The sequence below is a fragment of the Micromonospora sp. URMC 105 genome, from assembly GCF_051386295.1.
Classification (GTDB): domain Bacteria; phylum Actinomycetota; class Actinomycetes; order Mycobacteriales; family Micromonosporaceae; genus Micromonospora.
In genome coordinates this window covers 21,617-46,281 of sequence record NZ_JBPQTL010000014.1, presented here as the reverse complement: position 1 = coordinate 46,281, position 24,665 = coordinate 21,617, and the positions used below count along the sequence as shown (strand labels likewise).

Genomic DNA, 24,665 nt, shown 5'->3' with positions numbered 1-24,665 from the left:
TCCCACGTCAATAGCGTTTCTGGTGCGCGCAGTTCCTGCCGATGACACGGAGAGAGGCCCACCAGAATGCCGGACTATCCGGGACAGAGAACCGAACCGGCGGTACGCGTCGAACACCTCACCCGGGTGTACGGCGCCGGCCGTAACCAGGTGACTGCGCTTGCGGGCATCGATGTCGGCTTCGACCGGGGCACCTTCACCGCGGTGATGGGGCCCTCGGGCTCCGGCAAGAGCACGCTGCTGCAGACCGCGGCCGGGCTCGACCGGCCCACCTCCGGTCGGGTGGTCATCGCAGGCACCGACCTGTCGGGGCTGTCCGAGACCCGCCTGACCGAGCTGCGTCGTACCCGGATCGGGTTCATCTTCCAGGCGTTCAACCTGATCGGCGCGCTCACCGTCGAGGAGAACATCGTGCTGCCCCTGCGCCTGGCCGGCGTCCGTCCGGACCGGGCCTGGCTGACCCAGGTGGTCGAGCGGGTCGGCCTCACCGACCGGCTGCACCACCGGCCGGCCGCGCTCTCCGGCGGCCAGCAGCAGCGGGTGGCGATCGCCCGGGCGCTGGCCACCCGCCCCGAGGTGATCTTCTCGGACGAACCCACCGGCGCCCTCGACTCGCGGACTGCGGCGGAGGTGCTGACGCTGCTGCGCGCGGTCGTGGACGAACACGGGCTGACCGTGGTGATGGTGACCCACGATCCGATCGCCGCGTCGTACGCGGACCGCGTGCTCGTGTTGGCCGACGGTGCGATCGTCGCCGACCTTCCGCAGCTCGGAGCCGCCCGTATCGCCGAGCACCTGGCATCGCTGGATCGGCGGGTCCTCCGATGACCGGGCTGGCCGCCCGCCTACTGCGGCACCGCGCCGGCCCCGCCGCCGCGACCCTGCTAGCCCTGATCGCCGGCGTGCTGATCCTGGTTGCGATGGGCACCCTCGTCGAGTCCGGGCTGCGGTTCCGCCCGGAGCCACGGCTCTGGGCCACCGCCGACGTGGTCGTCGCCAACCGCACGATCACCCACACGTTCGAGGAGTTCGACGGCGAGACGAGCACCGTCACGCTGCCCGAGGGCGGCACGGTGGACGCCGCCCTGGTGGACCGGATCCGCCAGGTGCCGGGCGTCACGGCCGTCACCGGCGACGAAGGGTTGGTGATCGGCTCACCCGCTGCCGTGGGACACGGCTGGGACACGTACGCCTTCACCGGTCGTCCCATCGCCGCCGGTGCCGCGCCACGGGCCGACGACGAGGTGCTGGTCGACACCCGGCTCGGCGTGGCGCCCGGCGACCGCATCGACCTGGTCGTTGGCGGGGTCGGACGGTCGTACCGGGTGAGCGGAACCGCCGAGACCGGTTCGGCGGCGGTGTTCTTCACCGACGCGCAGGCCGCCCGGTTGTCCGCCCACCCGGGCCGGGTGGATGCAATCGGCGTCCGGATGGTGCCCGGCGCCGACCTCGGCGCGGTACGCGAGATCGCGTCGGCGGCCGGCGCCACGACGTACGTCGGGAAGGACCGTGGGAACGTCGAGCAGTCGGAGAACCAGGCCGCCCGGACGTTGCTGGTCGAGGCCGGATCGGCTTTCGGGGGGTACGTCGTCCTGCTGATCGTCTTCGTGGTGGCCGGCACCATCGGGCTGTCCGTCCGGCACCGTCGACGTGACCTGGCGTTGCTGCGCGCGGTCGCGGCCACGCCGGGGCAGGTGCGCCGCATGCTGCTCGCCGAGGCCGTGCTGCTCGCCCTGGTCGGCTCCGCGATCGGCGGCCCGGCCGGCCTGCTGGCGGCCCGCTGGGTGCACGGCGAGCTGGTCGGGCGGGGGTTCGTGCCGGCCAGCTTCCCGATGGCCGACGGCCTGTTCGCGGTGCCGGCCGCGGTCGGTACGGCGGTCCTCGTGGCGGTGCTCGCCGCGTTGGTCGCCGCACGCCGGGTCACCGGGATCAAGCCGATCGAGGCGCTTGGCGAGATCGCTGTCGAGCCTCGGCGTAGCGGCCGGGTGCGGCTGATCGCCGGCGTGCTGACGCTGGCGGCGGCCGGCGCCTTCGGGGCGTTCACGCTCGGTGCCGCCGGGTCGGCCGGGGCACTGGCCGGCGCGGTCGGCATGCTGTACCTGTTCGTCATCGCGGTGGCGCTGCTCGCACCGAGGATCAACGCATACGCGGCACGCCTGCTCACACCGTTGTTGCCGCGGGTGTGGCGGGTCAGCGGCTACCTGGCTGCGGCCAATCTGCGGGCCAACGCGCAGGGCATGGCGACAGTCCTGACCGCCCTCGTGCTGTCCGTGGGGTTCGGCGGCTCGGTCTGGTTCCTGCAGACCAACCTGGAACGGCAGACCACCACGCAGAGCAGTGCGGGAACCCTCGCCGAGCGGGTGCTTTTCGCTCCGGGTGGGCTGCCGGCGGACGCGGCGCGGGAGATCCGCGAGTTGGCCGGGGTACAGGCGGCCACCGGTGTGCGCCGTACGCAGGTGCTGGTACGGGCGCTCGGCGGAATCGAGCCGGTCAGCGCGCAGTCGGTCGACCCGGCGGGCATCACGTCGACGATGGACCTCGCCGTGCGCGAGGGCAACCTGGCCGACCTAGGGGCGGGCACGGTCGCCCTGTCGGCGATGCAGGCGTCCTCATCCGGCTGGGACGTCGGCGACCAGGCGGAACTCTGGCTGGGCGACGGCACCCCGGTCACGTTGGACGTCATCGCGATCTACGGCCGTGGCCTCGGCTTCGGCGACGTCACCCTGGCTGCCGAGACGGTCGCCGGGCACACGGCCGGGAATACCAGCGACGAGGTCCTGGTCCGCGCCGGCCCGGAGGCCGACACCGCGTTGGCCACGTGGTCGGCTGGGCGACCGGGCACCGAGGTACTCGACGCCGCCACCCGTACGCGCCTGATCAGCACCGACCTGGCGCTCGGCGCCTGGCTGAACCGGCTGCTGATCGGCGTGATGGTGGGCTACGCGGCGCTGGCGGCGGCCACCACGATGGTGATGGCCGCGCTGGCCCGCCGCCGCGAGTTGGCGTTGCTGCAACTGGTCGGGGTCACCCGCCGTCAGATCCGCGCGATGGTCCAGGCCGAACAGGCCGGGCTGCTCGGCACCGCGGTGCTGATCGGCGCGACGATCGCGGCGCTGACCCTGAGCGCGATCGTCAACGGACTGACCGGCAGCCCGATCCCGTACGTACCGCCGCTCGGTTGGGTGGCGGTGCTCGGCGGCACGACACTGCTGGCGTTGGCAACCACGGTGTGGCCCGTCCGACGGCTGCTCAACGCCTCTCCGATCGACAACATCGGTGTAAAGGAGTAGGCGTCACGGCTCGACTATCGGCGACCGTGCCGCCTCCGCAGACATCGCTGAGGCGGCACGGTCGCCCTGGTGTCTCAGCTACTGATGGACAGGCAGCCTCCCGCCCTGCGGCCGGGCACCGAGATAAAGGTAGTTCAGGAGAGCTCGCCACTCGTCGATCTCGTTGACGTCCGACACCTACACCTCGGTTCTGCCGGAGCTGGCACGCGAGGCGGCAGAAGCAGCCGCCCGTCTGGTGCCTCGCCAGCGCTCCAAGCGCACCGCCGGGCTCATCTCGGGCTCACCCAGGCCATCACGATCGACGCCGAGCAGTGGAATGCGCGTGTTGGCCAACCAGATCCTGGCCGCGGCGAACGCCGATTCGTTGCCCGTTGTGCCTGACGCCATTCAGGAGCGCTTGGACGGCCCCGCGGATGACCTGCGTGCGTTCCTCAAGGCGGACGTGCAGAAGGCCTGGTCGACGGCTCTGCGGGTCACGGTGGTCCGGACGTTGACGGGCGCTGGTACCAACGTGAAGGCGGCCGCGCAGAAGACGCTCGACGACGGGACCATCGACGCCTACCCGGCTTACCTTAACGACGGCTTGTATGCCGCACGTGCGCTTGACTGCGCGTCTCAGCCCACACCGACGCCGAGCGCCACGCCCAGCGCCACGACGACTGTTGCACCGACGCCTACTTCCGGACCGTCTCGACCGGGCGGCGGGCCGTGCTGCTGCGGACTCGGTGCGGCCTGACGGATCGGTCCGGACCTCGACGCGGTGCGCCCGGCTCGCCGGCGGCATGGCTGACCAAGGTGTTGCCGTGGTGGGCCGGAGGTACCACCATGCGAACCACACCGCCACGATCGCCGGTGACCCGCTACCACTGAGTTTGCCCAGGTCACGAGTGTCGGGCGGCACCCGATGACCGCGACCCGACCGGTTGAACCGCCGGCGCGGTTCGCCGATGCCGAAAAGATCAACCCGTTCAAGCTCCTGCTGGATCCTCATGACTGTGCCGTCGCTCGGACGGCGGTATCCGGTCGCGACGACGCCTTGGCGGAGCTGGCGTTGTCCGCCGCGGTGGTGTCCTGGTGGACTCGCTGGCAACCCTCGTTGATCCACGCCGTACTGCGGGCGGGTGCGGACCTGGCGGACGTCGCCGACGCGACCGCCCTCGGCGTCAGCGAGGTCGTCCGACGGTGGCAGCGATGGGCCGATGTCCAGACACGGCTGGACATCGGCGGGCGTCCGTCCGTGGACCCCGCCGAGGTCCAAGCCATCGAGCGACGGCTGGGTCCGGGGGCGGACCGATGACGCCGACCCGGATCGCCCGAGACGTGAGCACGGTCGCCGTAGCCGGAATTGCTGCCTGGTCGTCCTGGAGTCACATGGTCGCCGTGGCGTTGAGGTTCGGTGAACGCCCCGAGGTCGCCTACGTACTGCCACTGTCGGTCGACGGGATGCTCGTCGTCGCATCTGCGGCCATGGTCGAGGACAAACGCGCCGGTCAGAGGGTGCGCTGGTCGGCTCGGACGGCGTTCGCGGTCGGGGTGGCGGCCAGCGTGGCGGCGAACATCGCCGCCGCCCAGCCCAGCCTCGGGGCGCGGATCGTGGCGGCGTGGCCGGCGGTAGCACTGCTGCTGGTCGTCGAGATACTCACCAAGTCCAAACCTGCCCCACAGTCCATGACGCGCCCGGATGGCCCGTCCGGCGAGACCGGCCATGGCCTTGGGCAACGAGTGGTCGCCGACGTCGACCACCCGGCATCGAGCCCATTGGAAAGTAGCCAACCGGAAGCGAGCGGGCCGGATCTGGCCTCGGACGAATCCGCGCCTGGCCGGGCTGCGGCAGTGCCGGCACGAAGAACCGCCCGCCCGTCCTCGAATCGGCCTCAAGCCGCTGGCGAGCGGACGGCGGACATCGTGGCCCGGCTACGTGCCGAACGCCCCGACGCGAGCCTGATCGAGGTCGCCTCGGCTGCCGGCGTGTCACCACGTCACGTTCGCCGAATCCTTGCCTCCGATACCGGCCAGCGCCCACCGTCCGGAGGAACCAGTTCGCGGAGGTCCACGATCCAGTGACGCCGACGCCATGAGCCGGATGTTCGCATGGCTGGCACGACATCGGGCTTCTCTCAGCTCGGCGTTCGTCCCATCGCCCAACGCTGTCGGCCCCGACCGTAGTGATGATCGACAAAGTGGCCGTAAGATCCGCCTCGTCGGAAATTTCGTCCTTTGCGATCTTGATCATCACCCTCATGGCCTGAAGACAGGAAGCTGTGAATGCCATTACCGTACGTACGGTGACAGCGATCTACGGGATGAGCGAAGACGAGACGTGCCGGGCGTTCGTCATACCCGCCCTTGAGGCTTCCGGATGGACGAGCGAGCAGATCCGACCGCAGTTCCGGATCAACGAGGGGCGCCTGACGCCGACACCCAAGCGGCACGCCCAGGATGATCCCATGATCGCCGACTACGTCTTGGAGTATGCGCCGGACGTCCCCGTCGCTGTCGTAGAGGCCAAACGGTGGCGCATCGACGTCAACGACGGCGTGGAGCAGGCCCGCCGGTACGCCGCGAAGCTGGGGCTTTCTTTCGCGTACGCCACCAACGGCCGACAGATCGTGGAGATCGACTACAGCGGCGCCGCTCCGGCCATCCGCGACGTCGACCGGTTCCCGTCCCCAGACGAACTGTGGGCCCGTTACGTCGCCGACCTGCAGGCAGACTCCGACATCGGGCGGGAACTGCTGAAGGCGCCCTACGACCACACGCTGCGGAACTCGGACAACACCGCCAAACGCCCCCGCTACTACCAGCGGGTGGCAGTGGCCCGTACTCTCGCCGCCATCGCCCGCGGTCAGAAGCGCATCCTGCTGGTGCTGGCCACCGGGACGGGAAAGACCATGGTGGCACTCCAGGTTGTTGCCAAGCTGCAGCGATCCGGGTGGGTCGACGAGGGGCGCAAGCCCCGGGTCTTGTACCTGTCGGACCGCTCGATGCTCGTCGACGACCCCAAGGACAGGTATTTCCTGCCGGTCTTCGGCCCGGACGACGTACACAAGATCAGCGGCGAGCCCGTCCGGGGTCGCAAGATCTACTTTGCCCTGTACCAGGCCCTGGAGAAGGGCGACGAGGAGGAGCTATTCCGCCGCTACCAGCCGGACTACTTCGACCTTGTCATTGTGGACGAGTGCCACCGGGGCAGCGCGCGGGACAACTCGCAGTGGCGCCGTGTGTTGGAGCACTTCGCTCCCGCGACGCAGATCGGCCTGACGGCCACCCCGATCAGCAGCAAGGACGCGGACACCTTCGACTACTTCGGCGACCCCGTCTACACCTACTCGCTGGCCGACGGCATTGAGGACGGCTTCCTCGCTCCCTACCGCGTGCGGCGGGTGCGGCTCAACGTGGACATGGAGGGCTACCAGACCGTGCCGGGACAGCTGGACCGGTTCGGCAACGAAATTCCGGAAGGCATCTACGGCCCCAAGGACTTCGAGCGGGTCATGGTCATTCTGGAACGCACGGAGGCAGCCGCTCAGTACGTGATCGACTACCTGCGCTCAACCGCGGAGAGCGGCAAGCAGGGCAAAACCATCGTATTCTGCGAGAACAACGACCATGCCGCACGCATGCGGGCGGCCTTGTTCAACGCGGCCTCCGAGGAGGTGCGCACGCATCGCGAGTACGTCGTGCGCATCACCGACGCCGACGGCCCGCACGGCAGGGCTTGGCTAGACGAGTTCCGCAAGGACGACTCCGACGAGCCGGTGGTCGCAGTGACGTCGAAGCTGCTTAACACCGGCATCGACCTGCCGGCCGTCCGCAACATCGTGCTGTTTCGCCGGATCGGCTCGATGCCGGAGTTCAAGCAGACCATCGGTCGCGGCACCCGCCTGTGCCCCGAGATCGGCAAGGGCTCCTTCGACATCATCGACTTCGTGGAGGCCACCCGGCTGTTCAACGATCCGGGATTCGACGGCCCTCCGCTGCGGGTGGTCCGCGACACCGCCGACGAGCAGGGCCATCTGCTGGCCAGCCAGCCCGAGGCGCCCGATGGCGGGGCGGTCGATTCGGAGACTGTGGCCGAGCCGGATGCTGAGTACACGCAGGCAGACGGCGGCACCTTCGACACGCAGCGATCAGATACAGCGGTCGACGACCCCGACGAGGTCGACCGCATCCGGTCGCGCGGTAGGCGCTATGTGGTGAACGGCGTCCAGGTCTACAAGTGGGGCGAGCGCCGCTACCAGCTGGACACGGACGGCCGGACGATGAGGCTGGTGACCATTCAGCAGTGGGTCCACGACCGCGTCCTAGAACTGGACCTGGCTCCGGACAAGCTGCGCGGTCGCTGGGCGGCAGCCAAGACCAGACGCGAGCTCATGACCATCCTGCAAAGGGCCGACATCGACGCCGAGGAACTGCCCGCGGAGTTCGGCAGCCCGGATGTCGACCCGATCGACCTGCTCCTCAACGTGGCATGGGGGCTGCCCCTGGTCAGCCGCGAGGAACGGCTGTACCGCTTCCTTCACGAGCACCGGGATTTCCTGAACGCTTTCCAGCCACAGGCCCGGCAGGTGTTGGACGAGATGCTGTTGAAGTTCGCCGAGCACGGCTCGCCGCAGCTCAAGCCGGAGACCCTCGCGGTTCGCCCATTCACCGAGATGGGCTCGGTGGTCGAGCTGGCGAACAGGTTCGGCGGAGCGGAGTTGCTCCATGAGGCCATCGACGACCTGAGTAAGCGCCTTCTGGAGGCTTCCTAGCACTGAACTTTAGCTCCAAACACGCCGAGTGGCATGGAACTAAAAATGCTTTTTAGTATTATGTCATGTTAGAGTGACCCGTGCTCCGCGACCGTACCGACACCAGGGCGGCCCTGTGGCGCATCGCCAGCGGGCAACGGGGCTTCTTCACCGCGGCGCAGGCACGCGAGGTGGGGTACTCGTACCAGGCGCAGCGCTACCATGCCCAGCGGGGCAACTGGATTCTCGTCGACCGGGGCATCTACCGCTTCCGGGAGTTCGACTCCCTGCCCGGCAGCGAGAACGACCACCTGGTGCGTTGGGCCCTGTGGAGCAGAGGCCGCGCCACCGTATCGCACATCACCGCGTTGTCGGTTCACGACCTCGGCGCGGCAAACTTTGCCGAGATCCACTTCACCGTTCCGTCTGGCTTCCGCCAGAAGGACACCGCTGTGATCCTCCACCACGCCGATCTCGCTGGTGACGAGTTCGAAGAGCGAGGCGGTTACCGCGTTACCACCCCGGTCCGCGCAATTGTCGAATGCGCCGCCGCGCGGGTGGATCAAGACGTGCTGGATTCCGCCGTCGCCGAGGCCCTCGATCGAGGACTGACGACCCGCCGGAGCCTTCTGCACGCCGCCCAGCGGCTCGGTGCCCGGTCAGAACTCGGTGTCGAGCGGGCGCTGCGGGAGATGACGTGACCGAACGCTACGGCAGCGTCGGGGCGCTGCGCCGTGCTTTAAAGGCACGACTGATGCAGGAGGCAAACGACACTGGCACCATTCTGGCCCGGCGCCGTCGCCTCGTCGTCTTCGACCGGGATGCCGCGCGCCTCTCCACCGATCCGGCGGCCGGCTGGATCCTCAAGGGCGGGACAGCCCTGAAGTCCCGGCTGCACAGCAAGGCACGCGCCACCAAGGACATGGTCCTCGCGGCCTGCCCGGACGGTGATCCGGACCGTGACGGCCAGGCCGTACGAAATCTCCTCATCGACGCGCTCTCTCGGGAAGAGGACGGCGACGGATTTCTTCTCCAAGTGCCATCTGCCGTCTTGCTCAGGGCGGACGCCACTGACCGCCGCCAACATTTCGCGGAGAAGATCCACACCTTGACCCGTGACTACGGCGATCGCCCGAACACCCGCGTCAAGGATCTCGTGGACCTGGTGCTCGTGATCGAGAGCGGGCTGGCGCCCGACGATGCCCTGGCCGATGCCGTACGGCATGTCTTCGCCGTACGGGCGACGCACCCTGTCCCGAAGGTCCTTCCCGATCCGCCGCCGGCCTGGAACGAGACTTATCTCGAATTGGCCGACGGCCTGACCGCGACGCCGCTTCGGCTCGATGTCGCAATGGGCCTAATACGCGGCTTCTGGTCCACGGCGCTGGCCAGCGGCAATATCTACCCGGAGCAGAAAGACTGAGATGGCACCCACGAAGACCGATAAGGCCACCACGTCGCGGGCGCGGCTCGCATCCATCATCAAGTCAGCCCGTGACACCATGCGAAAGGATGCCGGGCTCAACGGCGACCTCGACCGACTGCCCCAGCTGTCCTGGTTACTGTTCCTTAAGGCGTTCGACCAGCGCGTCGAACAGGCCGGGCCGATGCTGGACCCCGACTACCGTCCCGCCATCGAGAAGCCGCACCGATGGCAGGACTGGGCCACAAACCCCGACTTCAGCGGCGCAGAACTGAAGAAGTTCATCGACCAGGAGCTCATTCCTTACCTTGCCGGTCTAAAGGGCGACGCAGGCCGTGCTGAGGATCCGCGCAACGTTCTGTCCACCATCTTCCGGGACGTCACCAACCGCATGCAGTCCGGGACCTTGCTGCGGGACCTGGTGAACCTCGTGGATGAGATCCACTTCGACTCCTCCGACGACATCCACACCATGGCGTTCGTCTACGAGTCGATCCTCAAGGAGATGCGCGACGCCGCCGGTGACTCCGGCGAGTTCTACACCCCGCGTCCGGTTAACCGATTCATGGTGCAGCAGTCCTTCCCCAAATTGGGGGAATCAATCCTGGACCCGGCCTGCGGCACAGGAGGCTTCCTGGTGCAGGCCTACGAGGAACTCATCCAGCTCGTCGAGACGGATACCCAGCGCCGGCAACTACAGGCGAACCTTCGAGGCATCGAGAAGAAGCCGCTGCCCTACCTGCTGGCCAGCATGAACCTGCTTCTGCACGGCATCGACGCACCACGTCTGGTCCGGGACAACGCCCTCCTGCGGATGCGCGACGCGACAGCGGCGGATCGGGTCGACGTGGTACTGACCAATCCGCCCTTCGGCGGCGAGGAAGAACGGTCCGTCGTCGAGAAGTTCCCCCCGGGCTTACAGACCCAGGAGACATCGTGGCTGTTTCTCCACGCGATCCTGGACCAGTTGAAGCAGGGCGGTCGATGCGCGATCGTCCTACCGAACGGCAGCCTCTTCGCGACCGGCGAGAACAGCATCGGCGCCCGGATCAAGAAGAAGCTGATGAAGGAGTGCAACCTCCACACGATCGTCCGCCTACCCCAAGGGGTATTTGCGCCGTACACCCAGATCCCGTCGAACCTGCTGTTCTTCGAGAAGGGCCAACCGACGCGGGAAGTGTGGTTCTACGAGATCCCTCTGCCTGACGGCCGCCGCGGCTACACCAAGACGAAGCCCATGCGGATCGAGGAATTCGAGCCATGCGTGCAGTGGTGGGGCGGCGAGAAACGCGAGGGCCGCAAGGAAGGGCCCCACGCCTGGCAGGTTACCGCGGTCGACATCGAGAAGTCCGGCTACAACCTCGACATCGCAAACCCATACGTGGAAGACGGCCTGGCACACCGCACACCCAAGGAACTCGTGGACGAGCTCATTGATACGGAACGCAAGATCCTAAGCCTACTGGAGGAACTTCGCAAGGAAACTGAGGAATCCGGTGAGTAGTATTCCAACACGACCGCTCTCTGATGCCCTCTATCAAGATCCACAGATAGTCGACCTGCTACCGGACGACAAGTACTCAATCGCCGGCATCTACAGTTTCGGACGCGGTTTGATCAACCGTGGCGTAATAAGGGGGAGCGGAACAGCGTATCAGCGAATGACTAAGCTGAGAAGTAATCAGGTAGTCATGAGCAAGCTGAATGCATGGGAAGGCGCCCTGGCGGTCGTCGATGCGCGTTTCCACGGTGCCCATGTCTCGCCGGAATACCCGACCTTCAGCGTGAAGCAAGAAAGCGCCGACGTTCGATACCTCCGGCATCTGTTGTCCTGGCCGCCGCTATGGGGTCGGTTAACCCCACGGGGATCGATGGTCAGGCGAAAGAGGACGACTGCCGCCACCCTCCTCGCCACCGACGTACCGCTGCCCGATACGGATGAACAGCGCCGCATCGCCGACCGACTCGACGCCGCTAGTCAGCGGATTGCTACCTCAGCGATTCTTCACGAGGCATCAAAGAAGCTCTGCCTCGCCTTGTACGACTCCATTCTAGGACAGGTTTCGGACTGGAAACCGTTAGGATACGGTCTCGCGCTCAGCCTAGACGAGGTAGCCGTGTCACCAACCGAGACATACCTTATGGCGGGTGTATATGGTTTCGGGCGAGGCCTTATCGAGCGGGACGCAATTACCGGATCTAACACCAGGTACGGTCGGTTCAATCGGCTGCATTCTGGAAATCTTGTAGTCAGCCGCCTCAAGGCGTTCGAAGGCGCCCTTGCGATAGTTCCCGATAGTTGCGATGGACGCTATGTGTCGCCCGAGTTCCCGACATTTTCGGTGATCCCGGATAACCTGGACCTAGACTATCTAGGACATCTGTGCCGCTGGCCCCCACTATGGCGGCTGCTTAGCAAGGAGTCCAAGGGTATCGGTGCCCGACGGGAACGCGTGAGTGCGTCACGCCTACTGGCCACTAAAGTACCGTTTCCTAACTTGAGTGAGCAACGCCGTATTGCAGCTTCTCTTGGCAGAGCGGAAGCCGTGCTGCAACTCATACGTCGCCAAGAAGCAATCCTGGTCTCCCTTCGGCGGGCTCTTCTTGATGCCGCATTCTCTGGTCGTCTGTAGCCGGTCATCAGCCGTGAGCCACGCGGCGCCACTCGTGGTCGGTGACCACCACGTGGTCGAGGAACTTGAGGCCGACCGCCTCCGCTCCGGCCGCCAGTCGGGCGGTGGCGAGGCGGTCGGGCTCGCTGGGCTCCACTCGCCCGGTCGGGTGGTTGTGGGCCACCCCGAACGCCGTACCGCCGGCTGCCAGCACCAGGGCCAGGACGTCTCGGACCGGCAGTAGGGACCGGTCTGCCACACCCTCGGTGAGTATCGCGGTCCGTAGCACCATGCCGGCGCTGTCACAGATGATGATCACGACGCGCTCGTGACGCAGGCTGGTAAGCAGAGGCGCCGCGAGCGCAGCCAGGTCTGCGGATCCGCGTATCCGCTGCCGGCCTCCAGGGTCGGCCGGTGCGGCCCGCCGAGCGAGTTGGAACGCCGCAGCCACCCGGGCCGCCTTCGCCGGCCCGATGCCGGGCATGCCAACCGCGAGCTCGTGTGCGTCCGCCCGGGAAAGTTCGTACAGGCCGCCGTGGCGGGCGATGAGCTGTCCGGCCAGCTCGACGACGTCGCACCCCTCCGCCCCGGACCCCAACAGCAGTGCCAGCAGCTCACGGTCGGCGAGCGCCTCCACGCCCCGGCTCAGGAGTCGTTCTCGTGGCCGGTCGGCAGCCGGCAGATCTGCGATACGCATCGAGGACTTTCTCAGTCCGTCGAATCGCGGTCGACCGGTTCGTCGCTCAGCAGGTCATCGTCGAGGTTCAGACCGATCTCGTCCTCTCCCAGCAACGGCCCGGTGCCACCGACATTCGTCGACTCGGCGGCGGGACCTATCAGCCGCATCAGCCGTCGGTGCAGCGTTTCGGACCGTACGCGGAGGAACGTGTCGTAGTCGTCGCGCAGCGCCGCCTGGTACGCCTCCTCCTCCACCAGGCAGCTTCGCAGTCGGTGCCGCAGCGCCTCTTCGCCATCGAGGTCGGCCAGGTCCCGCAGGTATCGAGACGGGGGACGGTCGGACACCCAGATGTTGCTGACCGACGAAAGCATGACCAGATTCCCGCAGACGTTTGCGCGGGCGCCGTCGATGCCGCGTGAGCGCAGGAACGCCCTCGGGAAGAAGTGGTGGAACTCCTTGTCGTTTTGCCACGAGAGCGCCTTGCCGACATCGATCCGCTGCCCACTGAGCAGGTCCAGCGGGTCCTCGTAGGACAGGATCAGGGCGAGGAGTTTGCTCGGGGCGTTCCGTTTGGAGAAGGCGCTGCGGCGCCACAGGGCGCTACGTGGCAGGGCCGCGACCGTGTCGATCTCTGAAACATGACGCTCGGCGAATGCGGTGATCGCTTGTAGGTCGAGGCACATCTGTGTCTCGCTCCAGCCCTTGAAGTACTCGCCGCTCGCCGTCAGCCAGAACCAACGACGGAGAGCGCCGTACTGCGCGGAGGAGGGCTTGGGTAGTTGCCGGAACACCTCCACGAGCACTGCGAACTGGTTGTAGTAGGGCAACGCTTCCGCGTTTGGGGTGCGGATCTGTGTGCTGAGGAAATCGACGGCCCGCTCGGCGGCCTTCGCCGCCGCCCCGACGGCCCCCCGCAGCCGGGGTTTGTCCAACTCCCGGAGGCGGTAGATGTCCTTGGCGGAGAAACCGAAGCCGGCTGCGACGGCGATCGTACGGAGCATCGTCTTCGTGTCGACCCGTCCGTAGTCCTTCGCGTCCAAGACCTGCAGCAGGGACTCGATCTCGTCCTTGAGGTCGAAGTCGGGGCTCCAGGTTCCGGCTCTCGCAACATCGACGATGTTCATCGTCGTCCCGGTGCTGTTGATCCGCACGAAGATCCGAGCCGACTCCTCCGCCGACATGTGGTCCAAGGTCACCACCGGCACCAGGTAGTTGGCGAACTGCTCGTAAAGGCGCGCGGCCCGCTCGCGTAGCCCAGCGGGGAGCTCGGCCACCTGGCCGAACAGGGAAGTCGCCTCACTCACCGTCCGCATGGACAACAGGTGTGCGGCAACTGGTGTCTCGGGAGTGCGGTGAAAGAACTGTTCCTCCTGAAGGTCGTAGACGATGTCCCAGACACCAGCGCCGCCGTGCAGGGCGCCGATCACGCTGGCCAGGCGCTGCTGACCATCCAGGATGTACCGGATCGGCCGACCCGGGCGAGGCGGATCCACGTCAAGGCCGGCGACGGTCTCCTCACTTGCCAGTTGCTCGGTGGTCTCCCACAGCAGCAAGCTGCCGATGGGATAGTTGCGTAACACCGAGTCGAGAAGCTCAAGAACCTGATGCGGCCCCCACACGAACGCCCGCTGATACTTCGGCAGCACGATTTCGCCGGCAAGCACCCGGTCTGCCAAGCGAGCCATCGGCACGATAGTCGGTTCGGGACTCGCTGACTGGCGCCTGCGGACGGGCGTGGACACGGGCCTTGCCTCCTGTGCGTCTCGCCGGAGGAACGTTCACCGCATCCTATAGAGACGGACTGACATCTGAGCCCGCCTGCATCGGTCATTCGCGAGGCCCAAGAGTCATTGATCTCATCGCTGAACTGCTAGAGGCCCTTGCTGAGCCTCGTTGAGGCGCACGACTACGGGCGCAGGCCGAGATCGATCTCATCTCGGCGCTGACCTCGTCCGCGTGACGAGGCCCGAGCGACCGCATAGCCGGTTCGTCTTGGGGCCGGCGCATCTACGGACAGGGGTACCGGGCCTGGGAGCCGCCTCGGCAGAGCGCATTCGCCGATGCCAGTTTTATGTGCATTTCGGCGCTTTTGCTAATCAACCTTTCGGTTAAATTGCCAAGATCACAAATTTGAGGAGTTCGTAGAATCTGACAGGAGCCGGTTTGAGTGTGCGGGGAACTTCTGGTCGGTTCGTTGCGACAGCTGCGCCGGTGGTGGGGATCAGCTCGCCCGATCACGGATCGTCACAGCAGTTGCGGTGAGGAGTTCGTCGTCGGGGTGGTGGCGGGCGGCGAGATCGAGGACGGCCTTGGCTTCGGTGGGTCGGTCGGCGAGGGCCTCGGCGAGGGCCGCGGCTGCGGTGACGTACTCATTGGCGACGGCCTTTTGGTGCCGTGCGAGCCACAGGTATCCGGTGCCAGCGGCAAGGGGCCCGCGGTAGGCGGTGACCGCGCTTTGCAGAGCGGCGGCGCTGACTGTCGGGTCGGTGGTGCATTGGGCGGTGGTGATGGCGTCGCGCATGGTCCACAGGTCGATGTCGAAGGCGTCGCGGTTGAGGGTGTAGCGGTGTCGCCGCAGATGCAGGTATGTGCTTTCCCCTCCGGTGGAGCGGAAGACCTGGCGCAGGTTGTATGTGTAGGTGTGTAGGCGCTGCGTCGCAAGGCGGTGCGGGGGTTCGGGCAGGAGGTCGCCGAGGATCTCGTGTTGGTAGGCGGAGCCTCCTCGAACGATGAGGTAGACGAGGAACTCCAACGCTTGAGGACGGACGTGCTGCCCGTCGGGGACGCCGAGGATGGTCGGTGGGCCGAGTACCCGGACCTGGACCCGGTTTGCTTCGACGTCGGTCTGCTGGCCGAGGAGATCGCCAGCGGCACGGGCCTCCGGCGGGTCAGCGTTGTCGCCGACCCCGGGGTGGCCGCGGGAGAGTGGCCGGCTCGGGAGTCGTTCATGCCTGGGTGCCAAGGACCGCCCTCGACGTCGCGTGCGAGGGGTCGTCGCTCATGGTCGACACGGTACAGCGGCTGTCGGCTTGGCGTGGCCCTGCCGGATTCGTGCAGACCGCTCAGCGGTCAAGGACGTGACCGACGGCGTGCCACGGGATGTCAGCTCCTGCCTGGCCGTGCTGCCGCTGTCTCTTCTGCGGTATGGGTCTCGATGTCGCGGTGGTCGTGTCTGCGCTCTCCGCAGTGCTGGCGCATCTGGTGCACGTGGTGGAGCATGCGGCCGGTTGCGGGGTGGTGGGGGTGGGTTGGGTGCGGCGGTGGGCGGTGATGGTGTCGGCGAGTAGGCGTCGGGCGGCGCCGCAGTGGCCGAGGTCGTGCAGGACGAGGGCGAGGGTGGCCTGCGTGGCGAGGGTGGGGTGGGCGTCCGGCCCGGCGATGGTGATGAGTTGATCGGTGAGGTGCCGGTACGCGTGGTACGCGCGTTGGTAATGCCCAGCCTGCCGGTGGCCGGTGGCGAGGGTGTGCAGAGCGGTGAGGACGGGCTGGGCGGAGGGTCCGTGCAGGTGTGCGTGACTGTGGTGGGCGTAGCTGGCCCAGCGGGTCGCGGCGGGGTTGCCCAGACATAGGAGTAGCTCGGCCTGCAGGTGCGCGGCGTCGGCGAGGGCGGGGTTCGGCTCCGCGGTGGCTGGGTCGACACCGGCGAGGGAATTGCGCAGGACCTCTCGGGCGCGCACCGGGTCGGTGGCGGCGAGGGTTCGGGCTGAGCGCAGCCGTTCAGCGAGGGCCGGCGCGGCATGGCCTGCCGGGGCGAGGGCGACGCGCCAGGTGAAGCGCAGGTCGGTGGCGGTGAGCCCGGCTGTGACGCGGGCGAGGACCCGGCCCGCGTGCGCGGCGGCGAGGTTGGCGCTCTTGGGGTGACCGGCGGCGGTGACGATGGCAGGTGTGTGGCGCAGGACCGCCCGACCGACGGTACCGGCGACGACCGCGGCGTCGAGTCCATACGGCCGGCAGTTTCCCAGGCACTGGTAGACGAGCCGGTCCCCGTCAGGGTTACTCGTCATGGTTTGTTCGCAGGTGCGGCAGAGCAGGAGATCATCTGGCAGGGGAACCGGTGACGGTTCCACGACTGGCTCGGCTTCGGGCGGCGGGGCGGGTGCGGCGGCGCTGGTGGTCCGGGCCCTACTGACCCAGTCCTGCACGAGGCGCCGTTCGAGGTTCAGCTCGCGGGCGACCGCGGAGATCGGACCACGATGTCCGTTGTCCCGTGCGGCGGCCACCCGTTGGACCGCGGCCTTGATGAAGTCGTGGGAGTACTTGCGGGGGTAGGCCATCGGCTCGACGTTCCTCGGACAGCTCGTTGATGTTGGGGCGGGGGTGGTGGCGACCGCTTGGCGAGCGTGGCGGGAAGGCCCGGCACCGGCGGCCGGCGTCGGCAGCTGCGGTCAGCTCTGGCGAAATGTGGGCGTGATTCGTTGCGGCATCTCCTGCCGCTGACAACTCAACGTCGTGCCGCTGAGGGGGCAGCACTTGTCTGGCCGGCTGCGACGGGGCGGGCCCGGTTGGTGGGCCAGGTGTCGGAATTGCGGTCGGGGTCGCGGCGCATCGGGCGCAGGACCGGCCCGTCGGGCAGAACGATCGGCGGTCGTGGGGTGTAGCCGTGGCGGGTGTACAGGGTGTGGGCGTCGGTGGTGGTGTCGGTCCAGGAGGGCAGGTCGATGCGGTCGAGTCGGCTGCGGTGGTGGGTGAGCATCGCCGTGGCCCGTCCCGCGCCTCGGGCGTCGGGGTGTACGGCGAGGAAGGCCAGGTGGTAGTGCGGCTCGGTCGGCCGCCGCTCGGACAGCAGGGTGTCGAGCTGGTCGAAGCGGTCGGCGTGCGCACCGGCCGCGTCGCGCAGTCGACTTTGGTAGTTGGCCGGTGGCGGGATTGGCCGGTAGCGGTGGAACCCGACCGTGGCGGCACTCAGGTCGTCGGTGACGTGGCTGTCGCCGTAGAACATGGCGTGCTCCACCCAGATCGCCGCGACATCGGTCAACACCCGGCACCGCACGGCTGGGTCGGGTACGAGCCAGGCGGCGAGCGGCATGGGGTGCAGGGCGGCAGCGATCAGCGCGGCGACGGGGTCTTTGTCGGCCCAGCGGGCGGCGCGGATGCGCATGTCAGCGTCCATGAACCTGTTCTCCTTAGAAACGGGTCAGCGGTAGGCGGCGGTGGCGAGGTCACCGACCGCGGCGTCGACGGCGGCAGTGATGTCGCGTACCGGGCGGTGGTGCTGCTCGGCGATCGCCCGCAGCTGGCCGGTGACGGCGGCGGTGTCGTCGAGATAGAGATGGCTGGCCAAGCCGAGGACGGCGACGAGGCCGGCGAGGGCGGCGGTGTGGTTGTCGGGCGGCTCGCGGCCGGCGGCGAGGTACCGCAGCCGGGCCCGGGCCACGACCGCCCATTTGGTATCGGTGGCGAGATAGACGTCGGTGCGGGCGAGCCCGCCGAGGCGGCGCCGGCTGGTGCGGTGCAGGATCCCGCCGGCGTGCAGGCCGGCGCGGGTGCGTTCGTACAGGTCCTCGGTGAACCACGTCAGCCACCCGCGCAGCGTCGGGGCGGATTTGGCGTAGCGGATGGAGGCGATGGCGGTGTCGGCGATGAGGTCGCCGACAGGCCGGTCGCGGTGCAGCCACAGCCGCTGCTGCCCGCCAGAGCTGGCGTCCTCGGTGTCGTCGAGAGCGATCCGTCCGGCCAGGAACAGGTCGGTCAGCACCGCGCCGGCCATGCCGAGGGAGAGGGCTTGCCGGTGGATGTGGGGTTGGCCCGTGTCGTCGTTGTGGCCGAGCAGAAACAGCTCGTCACGCAGCGGCAGCTGAGGGATCGACGCGGTCATCGCACCGGCCGCCTATCCCCGCCCGGCCGCGCGCTGCCGCAGCCGAGCGTGCACCCCGCCGTACGCGACGGCCAGGTCCGGCAGCAGCGTCTTGTCGACGGCGGCGAGGACCGTGTAGTTGGGGTCGCACACGTTGCCGATCGGCGCCCTGCCAGCCTGCGAGATCAGTTGGTAGGCGTCGAGCTCTTCCAAACCGGTGAGCGTGCTGGCCCAGGTCACCAGGTCGCGGTGGGCGATCCGGTAGGCATCCTCCAGTGGGCGGGCGCAGCCGACCGACATGATCGACGTGTCGGTCTCCAGGCGGGGCCATACCGTTGGGACGCCTTTGATGACCTCGATGGCCAGGGTGGTGGTTGTGGCGATCTCCACCCCGACGCCGCAGGCTTCGCCTTCGCCCTGGCGGGCGTGTCCGTCGCCGAGGGCGAGCATCGCCCCGTGCACGTTCACCCCCAGGTACAGGGTGGCCCCGGCACGCAGTTCCGGGGTGTCCAGGTTCCCGCCGTGCATGTCGGGGACGATCGTGGAGCGCGCCTCGAAACCGCCAGGAGCGACCCCGATCGTGCCGATCATCGGGTCAAGCGGCAGGTCGACGGCTTGGTCGCTGGCCGTGGCGTGGAAGCGGACCGTGCCGGCCTGCCGGTCGACGTCGTACACCCACACCCGCTCCTCAAGCGGCGGCTGCAGCGTCGCAGTGTGGGACGTCCCGGTCAGCGCCCCGAAGTGCGGGAACGTCGAGGACGCGCCCCAGTCCCGGGCAGGTGTGATGGCGGCGAGGTGGACCGCGAGGGTGTCGCCGGGTTCGGCGTCCTCGATGAAGAACGGTCCGGACACCGGGTTCAGGTACGGCATCCGGCACACCTGCGACGGCAGGTCCGCCGCGCCGCGCACGAGGCCACCGAAGCAGTCCTCGGTGAACACTTCGAGGATGTCGCCGGATCGGACGTGGGCCACCGGCATCCGACCGCCGAACGTGTAGGCCAGCTCGTCGCGGGCGGGACGGTAGGTGATCGTGTCCATGGCGGTCACACCCGTTCCACGTGACGGGCCTGCGGCTGCGCGGACGCCAGACCCGACAGGGCGGGCCGGCGGCCGGTCAGGTACAGGCCGGCGAGAACGACCATGCCGAGGGCGAGCCAGGCCAGACCGAGGCGCTGCGCGGCGATGTTGGCGTTGACCACGACGTAGGCGAGGATCGCGAACCCGATACCGGGCATGACCAGGTGCGCCCACCAGTTGCCGCTACGTCCACGGATGAGGTGGTGCACGACCACCGAGACATGCAGCACGAGGAAGGCGACCATCGCCCCGAAGTTGATCAGCGACGACAGCAGCGTGATCCCGTCAGCGCGGGTCGCCATGTACAGGCCAAGCACCAGGGACACGGCGCCGGTGAGCAGGGTCGCGTTGATCGGCACGTTCCGGCGGATCGACACCTTCGCCAAGAAGGCAGGAAGCTGCCGGTCGCGGGCCATCGCGTACAGCAGGCGTGAGGTGGCGACCTGGGCGACCATCGAGTTCGGCAGGCCCCACGCAACCGCCGTCGCCACCGCGCACAGTGTCGCCAGCCACCCTCCGCCGGCCACGGCTGCGGCGTCGTAGAAGGCGGTGCCGTTCGGATCCCCGTCACTGAGCAGCGAGGCAGGCTCGGGGACGAACATCGCGGCCAACCAGGTCTGGGCGATGAACAGCACCCCGGCCAGGATCAGGACGGCGGCCATGGCGCGGCCGATCTGGCGGGAGCCGCCCTTGGTCTCCTCGGCCAGCATGGAGATGCCGTCGAAGCCGAGGAAGGACAGCACCGCGATCGACACCGCGCCCGCGACGAGGGACCAGGTGAACGTTTCGGAGTTGTAGAAGGCGTCCCAACTGAACCGACCCCTGCCCGAGGCGAGAGCCCAACTGGCGACAGCGAGGAAGATCGCCAGGACGATCAGCTCGCCGATGAGCATGACCCGGGTGACCATCGCGGTCATCCGGATGCCGACCGAGTTGACGATTGTGTTGACCGCGACGAAGCCGAGCAGCCACAACCAGACCGGCACCGCGGGCACGGTGGCGTGCATTGCCACCGATGCCACCAGGTACAGCAGTCCCGGTACGAGGACGTAGTCGAGCAGGATCCCCCAGCCGGCCAGGAAACCGATCGGCGCGCTGATGCCCCGGCCGGCGTAGTTGTAGACGCTGCCGGACATCGGGAACGCCTTGACCATCTGCGCGTAGGAGAACGCGGTGAACACCAATGCCACCACACCGACGGCGTATGCCAGGGCCACCATCCCGCCGGAGCCGGCGTAGACGCTGCCGAAGATCGCCATCGGCGCGATCGGCACCATGTACACCAGCCCATACGCGACTAGGTCCCGGAACCGCAGCCGCCGGGCCAACTCCTGGCGATAGCCGTATCGGGCTAACTCGTCTTGCTCGTACATCAGCGAGCCTCTCTTCCCCATCGATTGCTCGGGCGCAGCGCCAGATGGTGGGCGCCCACCGGCTTGAGTGCGACGCCATCAGCGCCCCGCCTCCGGTCGGTTCTGCATCGCGTGCTGCCAAGCAATGCCCCTTGAACAGGCGATCTGCGTCGTGATCGAGGGTCGCGTCCGCAGCCGGAAAGATCGACCCCGATTGGTGGGGATCACCGATCCGACGGGACTCCACGGATCACGGGGAGTACTCGGGTAGATGGCTTCCGTCACAGCGACGGTGATCGCTAACGTGCTACCCACGGCGGCCCGGAGGATGAGGCGGGGATGGCGAGGAGCGCGCGTAGCTACCAGCGGGAGGCCGACGAGCTTCGCGCCAGCGGGTGGACGTACCGGCAGATCGCCTCGCACTGGCGGAAGCGGTACCGCTTCAACCCGCGGGTGGCCTTTCGCCTCGCGCATGGTTTGACGCAGGCTGACGTGGCGCGGCGTTGGAACGAGCAGTGGCCGGACGCGGACGCGCCGAAGACCGCAAAGCAGATCTCGTACTGGGAGATCTGGCCGGGTTCGGCGGGCCGGGCCCCGTCGTTGGACACGCTGAACAAGCTGGCGTTTCTCTACAGGTGTGCGGCCGGCGACCTGCTCGGCGGCGAAGACCACAGCCACCTTGATACAGCGGCCCTACGCGAGAGCGAACCGGAGCCGCACCCGGGTCGGTCGACCGGTGAGCGCAGCACCGGCGCTCCGCTGCCCGCCGGCACGGTCCTGACCCGGGTCACCGATCGGATCGTCGAGGACTTCGAAATCCTGACCGACACTTACCGGCATCTCGACTACCGGGAGGGCTCAGGCCGGGTGAGCGCGGATGTCGGCGCTCACCTGCACCGGATGCTGGAGGTCAGTAACCGCACGACCAACGCTGGCACCCATCACCGGCTGCTGCGCGCGGCGGGCGACGCCGCCCAGCTCGCGGCTTGGTTCGCCATCGACGCTCAGCGCTACCAACAGGCACATGGCTTCTGCCGGCTCACGATCTCGCTCGCCGAGAAGGCGAACGACCGAGCTCTGCACTCGTATGGTCTCGGTGTTCTCAGCCAGATCCACCTGCACCGCGGTGACGGCCGTACCGCCCTCAGCCTGCTGGGCACCGCCCGTGACGTCGGCGGGCAGGGCATGCCGGCCGCTGTCAACTCCTGGCTGAGTGAGGCAATCGGCGAGGCGTACGGTCTCCTTGACGAGCCTCGCCGGGGAATGGCCGCCCTGGCCGCAGCTGAGCGGATCTTCGACGGCGTCAGCGCGGCCAACACGCCCGCCTGGCTGAGCTTCTTCAACGCCGACTGCCACGCCGCCCGACTCAAGGGTCGATGCCTGACCCGGCTCAGCCGGCCCACGGACGCGACCCGCTCACTCTACGAAGCGTTGACACTGCTGCCCGCTGACTTCGTCCGGGAACGCTCCGGCACCTTTATCGACCTCGCGGTCGCGTACACGCAGATGAACCAGATCGAGCAGGCCTGCCACGCCGCCACCCAGGCTGACGTCCTCGCGCGCCGGACCGGATCCGAACGCAACCGCAAGCGCCTACGGCAGCTCCTGGTCGACTTGCTGCCCTGGACCGGCCTCGACTGCGTGCAGAGCCTCTACCGGCAGGTGCTGATTAACTAGAGCCCGTGCGTACGTCGACCCGGTCCGACCCGCTGTGACCCGCCGCTCCTGGATCGAACTGGTCATCCTGTCCGCCCTGTGGGGCGCGGTGTACCCGCTCATCACCGTCGCTCTGCGGGATCTCTCGCCAACCCTCGTCGTCCTTGGCCGAGTACTCCTCGCCGCGCTTCTGCTGCTTCCCCTCGCGATACGCCGGGACTCCCTTCGGCCTGTTTGGCGCAACCCTCGGGCGATCATTGAGACGGTGCTGGTGCAGTCCACGGCGCCGCTGCTGCTGCTCACCTACGGCCAGCAATACGTGTCGGCGAGCGTCGCCGGCATCCTCGTCGGTGCGCAGCCACTGTTCGTCGCGCTCCTCGCCCTCCGCTTCGCACCCGACGAGCGCCCGCAAGGCTGGAAGGGCCTGACCGGGGTGCTCCTCGGCCTGGTCGGCCTGGTCTTGCTCTTCGGCGTCGACCTGCGTGGAGGCCGGCTCGCGCTGCTCGGCGGCGCGCTCATCCTCGTCGCGGCGGTCTGCTATGCCGCAGGCGCGATGCTGATACATCGCAGATATGCCGAGGCCCCGCCCCTCGGTGTCGCCACCTCCGCCATGCTCGTCACCACCGTGGCCGTGGCCGTGCCCGCCTCGACGACGGTTCCAAGCAGCTTGCCCGGACTGGAAGCGACAGCGGCCCTGCTCGTGCTCGGGATCGCGTGCACGGGCGCGACACTCGCGCTCTTCTACAAGCTCATCACCCAGATCGGACCGGCCCGCGCCGCGCTCGCCTTCTATCTCTCACCCGCGTTCGCCGTCGCCTTCGGCGTGGCCTTCCTGCGCGAGCAGATCAGCATGGCTGCGATCCTCGGACTCACGGCGATCGTTGTCGGGTCCGTACTCGCCGCCCACCGCAGCGAGCCGACGCCTCCGTAGAACGTCGTCCCGACCCTCGGTGGGCGAGCGTGTTGAGCTGTAAGGGCCTCGACCGCCCGGTCTAGTCTGTCGGCGGTGATGTGTCGCTATGACGGATCTTGTTAGCCCCTCGGCGGTCGACCCAACGATGCCCAGGCGGGCAGACTCGGCCCTAGCCGAGCTGCGCGCGGGAAAGATCGGCGTGGCCGCTTTGGAACTGCTACGGCAGTTGGGGCGGCAGTGCACACGATCTCCTCGGAGGAACTTTCCTCCGCCGGACGGCTACGACCGGTGGAGCGATGACGCCGTTGATCATCTGCTGGCGGACATGTTCGCTCGGCCCGACGCCGATAACCCTGACGAGTGCCACAAGTTCGTCCTTGACTGCTATGCACGTTCGACGGATGGTCCTTCGCTGGAGCGCCTGCTGCTGGCGGCGATCGAGAACTTCTTGAAGGATCAGGCTAAGAAGACCGAGCGCGGCAAGCTTCGCCGACGACTTACTGGGCTGCTTCAGAAGGACGCAAGGTTCACGGAATGCGCTGGTGATCGGTGGGGCTTGGCCGGCCGTTCGCGGGAGCCGTGGCAGGGAGATCTGGCGGCGTTGGAGCGGGCGGCGTTCGCGGTGCGCGGCGTGGAAGTTTCGGCTTGGAATCATGCTGGTCCGACGCCACAGGCTACGGTGTCGGCGCTGCTGGTGATCACCGAGGCGGTACTCATCGAGGCGTCTGGCAGCGTCCGGACGGAAGACCTTGCGCGTGTGCTCCAGACCCGCTTTCGACTGTTGCGCGTGCCGTACCTCGTCTCCCTCGATGACGAGACCACCGGGCTGGCAGAAATGCTCGATGGCGAGGGAGTCGGGGACGTGATGCTGCGGGCTCGACAGTTCTTTGACGGCTTGACGGAGTCTGAGCGTCGCTTGCTACCGCTCCTAGGCGAGCCGCAGCGCTGGAGCGCCCTGCTCGACGTGGGACCGGCTGCCGCACGGGCCACCGGACAGGCGTTGATCGAGAAGGTGCGGCTGGCCACAGTCGACGACACTGATCATGAAAAAGTGGTGCTGGAGTTGGTGCGGATATGCAGCCGAACGGACGCCGAGGGTTAGGTCGTCTGTTCAGAGTGGGTGTCGTTGGAAGGGC

At 67.8% G+C, this 24,665-nt stretch carries 21 protein-coding genes; 13 read left to right on the top strand and 8 right to left on the bottom strand.

What is annotated here, in order from left to right:
- Positions 1 to 66 precede the first annotated feature (66 nt).
- The 10 genes from ACSNN7_RS07490 (at position 67) to ACSNN7_RS07445 (ending at position 12,079) form a co-directional block, all read left to right on the top strand.
- On the top strand, positions 67 to 828 hold the full coding sequence (locus ACSNN7_RS07490) for an ABC transporter ATP-binding protein (RefSeq protein ID WP_436679918.1): 762 nt from the start codon (positions 67 to 69) through the stop codon (positions 826 to 828).
- Positions 825 to 3,290 (top strand): ABC transporter permease, encoded by a 2,466-nt coding sequence (locus tag ACSNN7_RS07485; RefSeq protein WP_436679917.1) that lies wholly within the window; start codon positions 825 to 827, stop codon positions 3,288 to 3,290. The genes ACSNN7_RS07490 and ACSNN7_RS07485 overlap by 4 nt, the downstream gene beginning before the upstream one ends.
- A gap of 325 nt (positions 3,291 to 3,615) precedes the next feature.
- Complete coding sequence (locus tag ACSNN7_RS07480; RefSeq protein ID WP_436679916.1) at positions 3,616 to 4,026, top strand: hypothetical protein; 411 nt, start codon at positions 3,616 to 3,618, stop codon at positions 4,024 to 4,026.
- Positions 4,027 to 4,194: 168 nt separating this feature from the next.
- Positions 4,195 to 4,587, top strand: a complete 393-nt coding sequence (locus tag ACSNN7_RS07475) for a hypothetical protein (protein ID WP_436679915.1) — start codon at positions 4,195 to 4,197, stop codon at positions 4,585 to 4,587.
- Complete coding sequence (locus tag ACSNN7_RS07470; RefSeq protein ID WP_436679914.1) at positions 4,584 to 5,354, top strand: DUF2637 domain-containing protein; 771 nt, start codon at positions 4,584 to 4,586, stop codon at positions 5,352 to 5,354. The genes ACSNN7_RS07475 and ACSNN7_RS07470 overlap by 4 nt, the downstream gene beginning before the upstream one ends.
- 221 nt (positions 5,355 to 5,575) lie before the next feature.
- Positions 5,576 to 8,044 carry an EcoAI/FtnUII family type I restriction enzme subunit R gene (gene hsdR / locus ACSNN7_RS07465; RefSeq protein ID WP_436679913.1) on the top strand — a complete coding sequence of 823 codons (2,469 nt, stop codon included), beginning with the start codon at positions 5,576 to 5,578 and terminating at the stop codon, positions 8,042 to 8,044.
- Positions 8,045 to 8,124: 80 nt separating this feature from the next.
- Complete coding sequence (locus ACSNN7_RS07460; protein ID WP_436679912.1) at positions 8,125 to 8,724, top strand: type IV toxin-antitoxin system AbiEi family antitoxin domain-containing protein; 600 nt, start codon at positions 8,125 to 8,127, stop codon at positions 8,722 to 8,724.
- The gene (locus ACSNN7_RS07455) at positions 8,721 to 9,446 is read left to right on the top strand and encodes a nucleotidyl transferase AbiEii/AbiGii toxin family protein (protein WP_436679911.1); all 726 of its coding nucleotides are present in this window, start codon (positions 8,721 to 8,723) and stop codon (positions 9,444 to 9,446) included. The genes ACSNN7_RS07460 and ACSNN7_RS07455 overlap by 4 nt, the downstream gene beginning before the upstream one ends.
- Position 9,447: 1 nt before the next feature.
- Positions 9,448 to 10,950, top strand: coding sequence for an N-6 DNA methylase (locus tag ACSNN7_RS07450; RefSeq protein ID WP_436679910.1), 1,503 nt, complete (start codon positions 9,448 to 9,450; stop codon positions 10,948 to 10,950).
- A gap of 187 nt (positions 10,951 to 11,137) precedes the next feature.
- Positions 11,138 to 12,079 (top strand): restriction endonuclease subunit S, encoded by a 942-nt coding sequence (locus tag ACSNN7_RS07445; protein WP_436679908.1) that lies wholly within the window; start codon positions 11,138 to 11,140, stop codon positions 12,077 to 12,079.
- A 7-nt stretch (positions 12,080 to 12,086) separates the two neighbouring features.
- On the opposite strand, the gene ACSNN7_RS07440 is transcribed toward ACSNN7_RS07445, so the two are convergent.
- From ACSNN7_RS07440 to ACSNN7_RS07405, 8 genes are all read right to left on the bottom strand, one after another.
- Positions 12,087 to 12,755, bottom strand: a complete 669-nt coding sequence (locus tag ACSNN7_RS07440; RefSeq protein ID WP_436679907.1) for a JAB domain-containing protein — start codon at positions 12,753 to 12,755, stop codon at positions 12,087 to 12,089.
- Positions 12,756 to 12,766: 11 nt separating this feature from the next.
- Entirely contained in the window at positions 12,767 to 14,413 is a 1,647-nt protein-coding gene (locus tag ACSNN7_RS07435; RefSeq protein ID WP_436679906.1) for a GmrSD restriction endonuclease domain-containing protein, read from the bottom strand.
- A gap of 545 nt (positions 14,414 to 14,958) precedes the next feature.
- Positions 14,959 to 15,489 (bottom strand): AfsR/SARP family transcriptional regulator, encoded by a 531-nt coding sequence (locus ACSNN7_RS07430; RefSeq protein ID WP_436679904.1) that lies wholly within the window; start codon positions 15,487 to 15,489, stop codon positions 14,959 to 14,961.
- A 310-nt stretch (positions 15,490 to 15,799) separates the two neighbouring features.
- Entirely contained in the window at positions 15,800 to 16,741 is a 942-nt protein-coding gene (locus ACSNN7_RS07425) for a hypothetical protein (RefSeq protein ID WP_436679903.1), read from the bottom strand.
- Between the two features lie 437 nt (positions 16,742 to 17,178).
- Positions 17,179 to 17,847: a GNAT family N-acetyltransferase gene (locus tag ACSNN7_RS07420; RefSeq protein ID WP_436679902.1), complete on the bottom strand. Its 669-nt coding sequence runs from the start codon at positions 17,845 to 17,847 to the stop codon at positions 17,179 to 17,181.
- Between the two features lie 24 nt (positions 17,848 to 17,871).
- Entirely contained in the window at positions 17,872 to 18,552 is a 681-nt protein-coding gene (locus ACSNN7_RS07415) for a GOLPH3/VPS74 family protein (RefSeq protein ID WP_436679901.1), read from the bottom strand.
- Between the two features lie 12 nt (positions 18,553 to 18,564).
- The gene (locus ACSNN7_RS07410) at positions 18,565 to 19,578 is read right to left on the bottom strand and encodes an acetamidase/formamidase family protein (protein WP_436679900.1); all 1,014 of its coding nucleotides are present in this window, start codon (positions 19,576 to 19,578) and stop codon (positions 18,565 to 18,567) included.
- Positions 19,575 to 20,981, bottom strand: coding sequence for an APC family permease (locus tag ACSNN7_RS07405; RefSeq protein ID WP_436679899.1), 1,407 nt, complete (start codon positions 20,979 to 20,981; stop codon positions 19,575 to 19,577). Before ACSNN7_RS07405 ends, ACSNN7_RS07410 begins: the two co-directional genes overlap by 4 nt.
- A 318-nt stretch (positions 20,982 to 21,299) precedes the next feature.
- Here ACSNN7_RS07405 and ACSNN7_RS07400 point away from each other — a divergent pair, with 318 nt between their 5' ends.
- From ACSNN7_RS07400 to ACSNN7_RS07390, 3 genes are all read left to right on the top strand, one after another.
- Positions 21,300 to 22,637: a hypothetical protein gene (locus ACSNN7_RS07400; RefSeq protein ID WP_436679898.1), complete on the top strand. Its 1,338-nt coding sequence runs from the start codon at positions 21,300 to 21,302 to the stop codon at positions 22,635 to 22,637.
- A 34-nt stretch (positions 22,638 to 22,671) separates the two neighbouring features.
- Positions 22,672 to 23,547, top strand: coding sequence for a DMT family transporter (locus tag ACSNN7_RS07395; RefSeq protein ID WP_436679897.1), 876 nt, complete (start codon positions 22,672 to 22,674; stop codon positions 23,545 to 23,547).
- Positions 23,548 to 23,635: 88 nt separating this feature from the next.
- The gene (locus ACSNN7_RS07390; RefSeq protein WP_436679896.1) at positions 23,636 to 24,631 is read left to right on the top strand and encodes a hypothetical protein; all 996 of its coding nucleotides are present in this window, start codon (positions 23,636 to 23,638) and stop codon (positions 24,629 to 24,631) included.
- Positions 24,632 to 24,665: the final 34 nt, after the last annotated feature.

Excerpts from the sequence above, each read along its gene's own strand:
- ACSNN7_RS07490 (WP_436679918.1), top strand. The coding sequence starts at position 67 with ATGCCGGACTATCCGGGACAGAGAACCGAACCGGCGGTACGCGTCGAA.
- ACSNN7_RS07485 (WP_436679917.1), top strand. The coding sequence starts at position 825 with ATGACCGGGCTGGCCGCCCGCCTACTGCGGCACCGCGCCGGCCCCGCC.
- ACSNN7_RS07475 (WP_436679915.1), top strand. The coding sequence starts at position 4,195 with ATGACCGCGACCCGACCGGTTGAACCGCCGGCGCGGTTCGCCGATGCC.
- ACSNN7_RS07470 (WP_436679914.1), top strand. The coding sequence starts at position 4,584 with ATGACGCCGACCCGGATCGCCCGAGACGTGAGCACGGTCGCCGTAGCC.
- ACSNN7_RS07450 (WP_436679910.1), top strand. The coding sequence starts at position 9,448 with ATGGCACCCACGAAGACCGATAAGGCCACCACGTCGCGGGCGCGGCTC.
- ACSNN7_RS07445 (WP_436679908.1), top strand. The coding sequence starts at position 11,138 with ATGAGCAAGCTGAATGCATGGGAAGGCGCCCTGGCGGTCGTCGATGCG.
- ACSNN7_RS07440 (WP_436679907.1), bottom strand. The coding sequence starts at position 12,755 with ATGCGTATCGCAGATCTGCCGGCTGCCGACCGGCCACGAGAACGACTC.
- ACSNN7_RS07425 (WP_436679903.1), bottom strand. The coding sequence starts at position 16,741 with ATGACGAGTAACCCTGACGGGGACCGGCTCGTCTACCAGTGCCTGGGA.
- ACSNN7_RS07420 (WP_436679902.1), bottom strand. The coding sequence starts at position 17,847 with ATGGACGCTGACATGCGCATCCGCGCCGCCCGCTGGGCCGACAAAGAC.
- ACSNN7_RS07415 (WP_436679901.1), bottom strand. The coding sequence starts at position 18,552 with ATGACCGCGTCGATCCCTCAGCTGCCGCTGCGTGACGAGCTGTTTCTG.
- ACSNN7_RS07405 (WP_436679899.1), bottom strand. The coding sequence starts at position 20,981 with ATGTACGAGCAAGACGAGTTAGCCCGATACGGCTATCGCCAGGAGTTG.
- ACSNN7_RS07400 (WP_436679898.1), top strand. The coding sequence starts at position 21,300 with ATGGCGAGGAGCGCGCGTAGCTACCAGCGGGAGGCCGACGAGCTTCGC.
- ACSNN7_RS07390 (WP_436679896.1), top strand. The coding sequence starts at position 23,636 with ATGACGGATCTTGTTAGCCCCTCGGCGGTCGACCCAACGATGCCCAGG.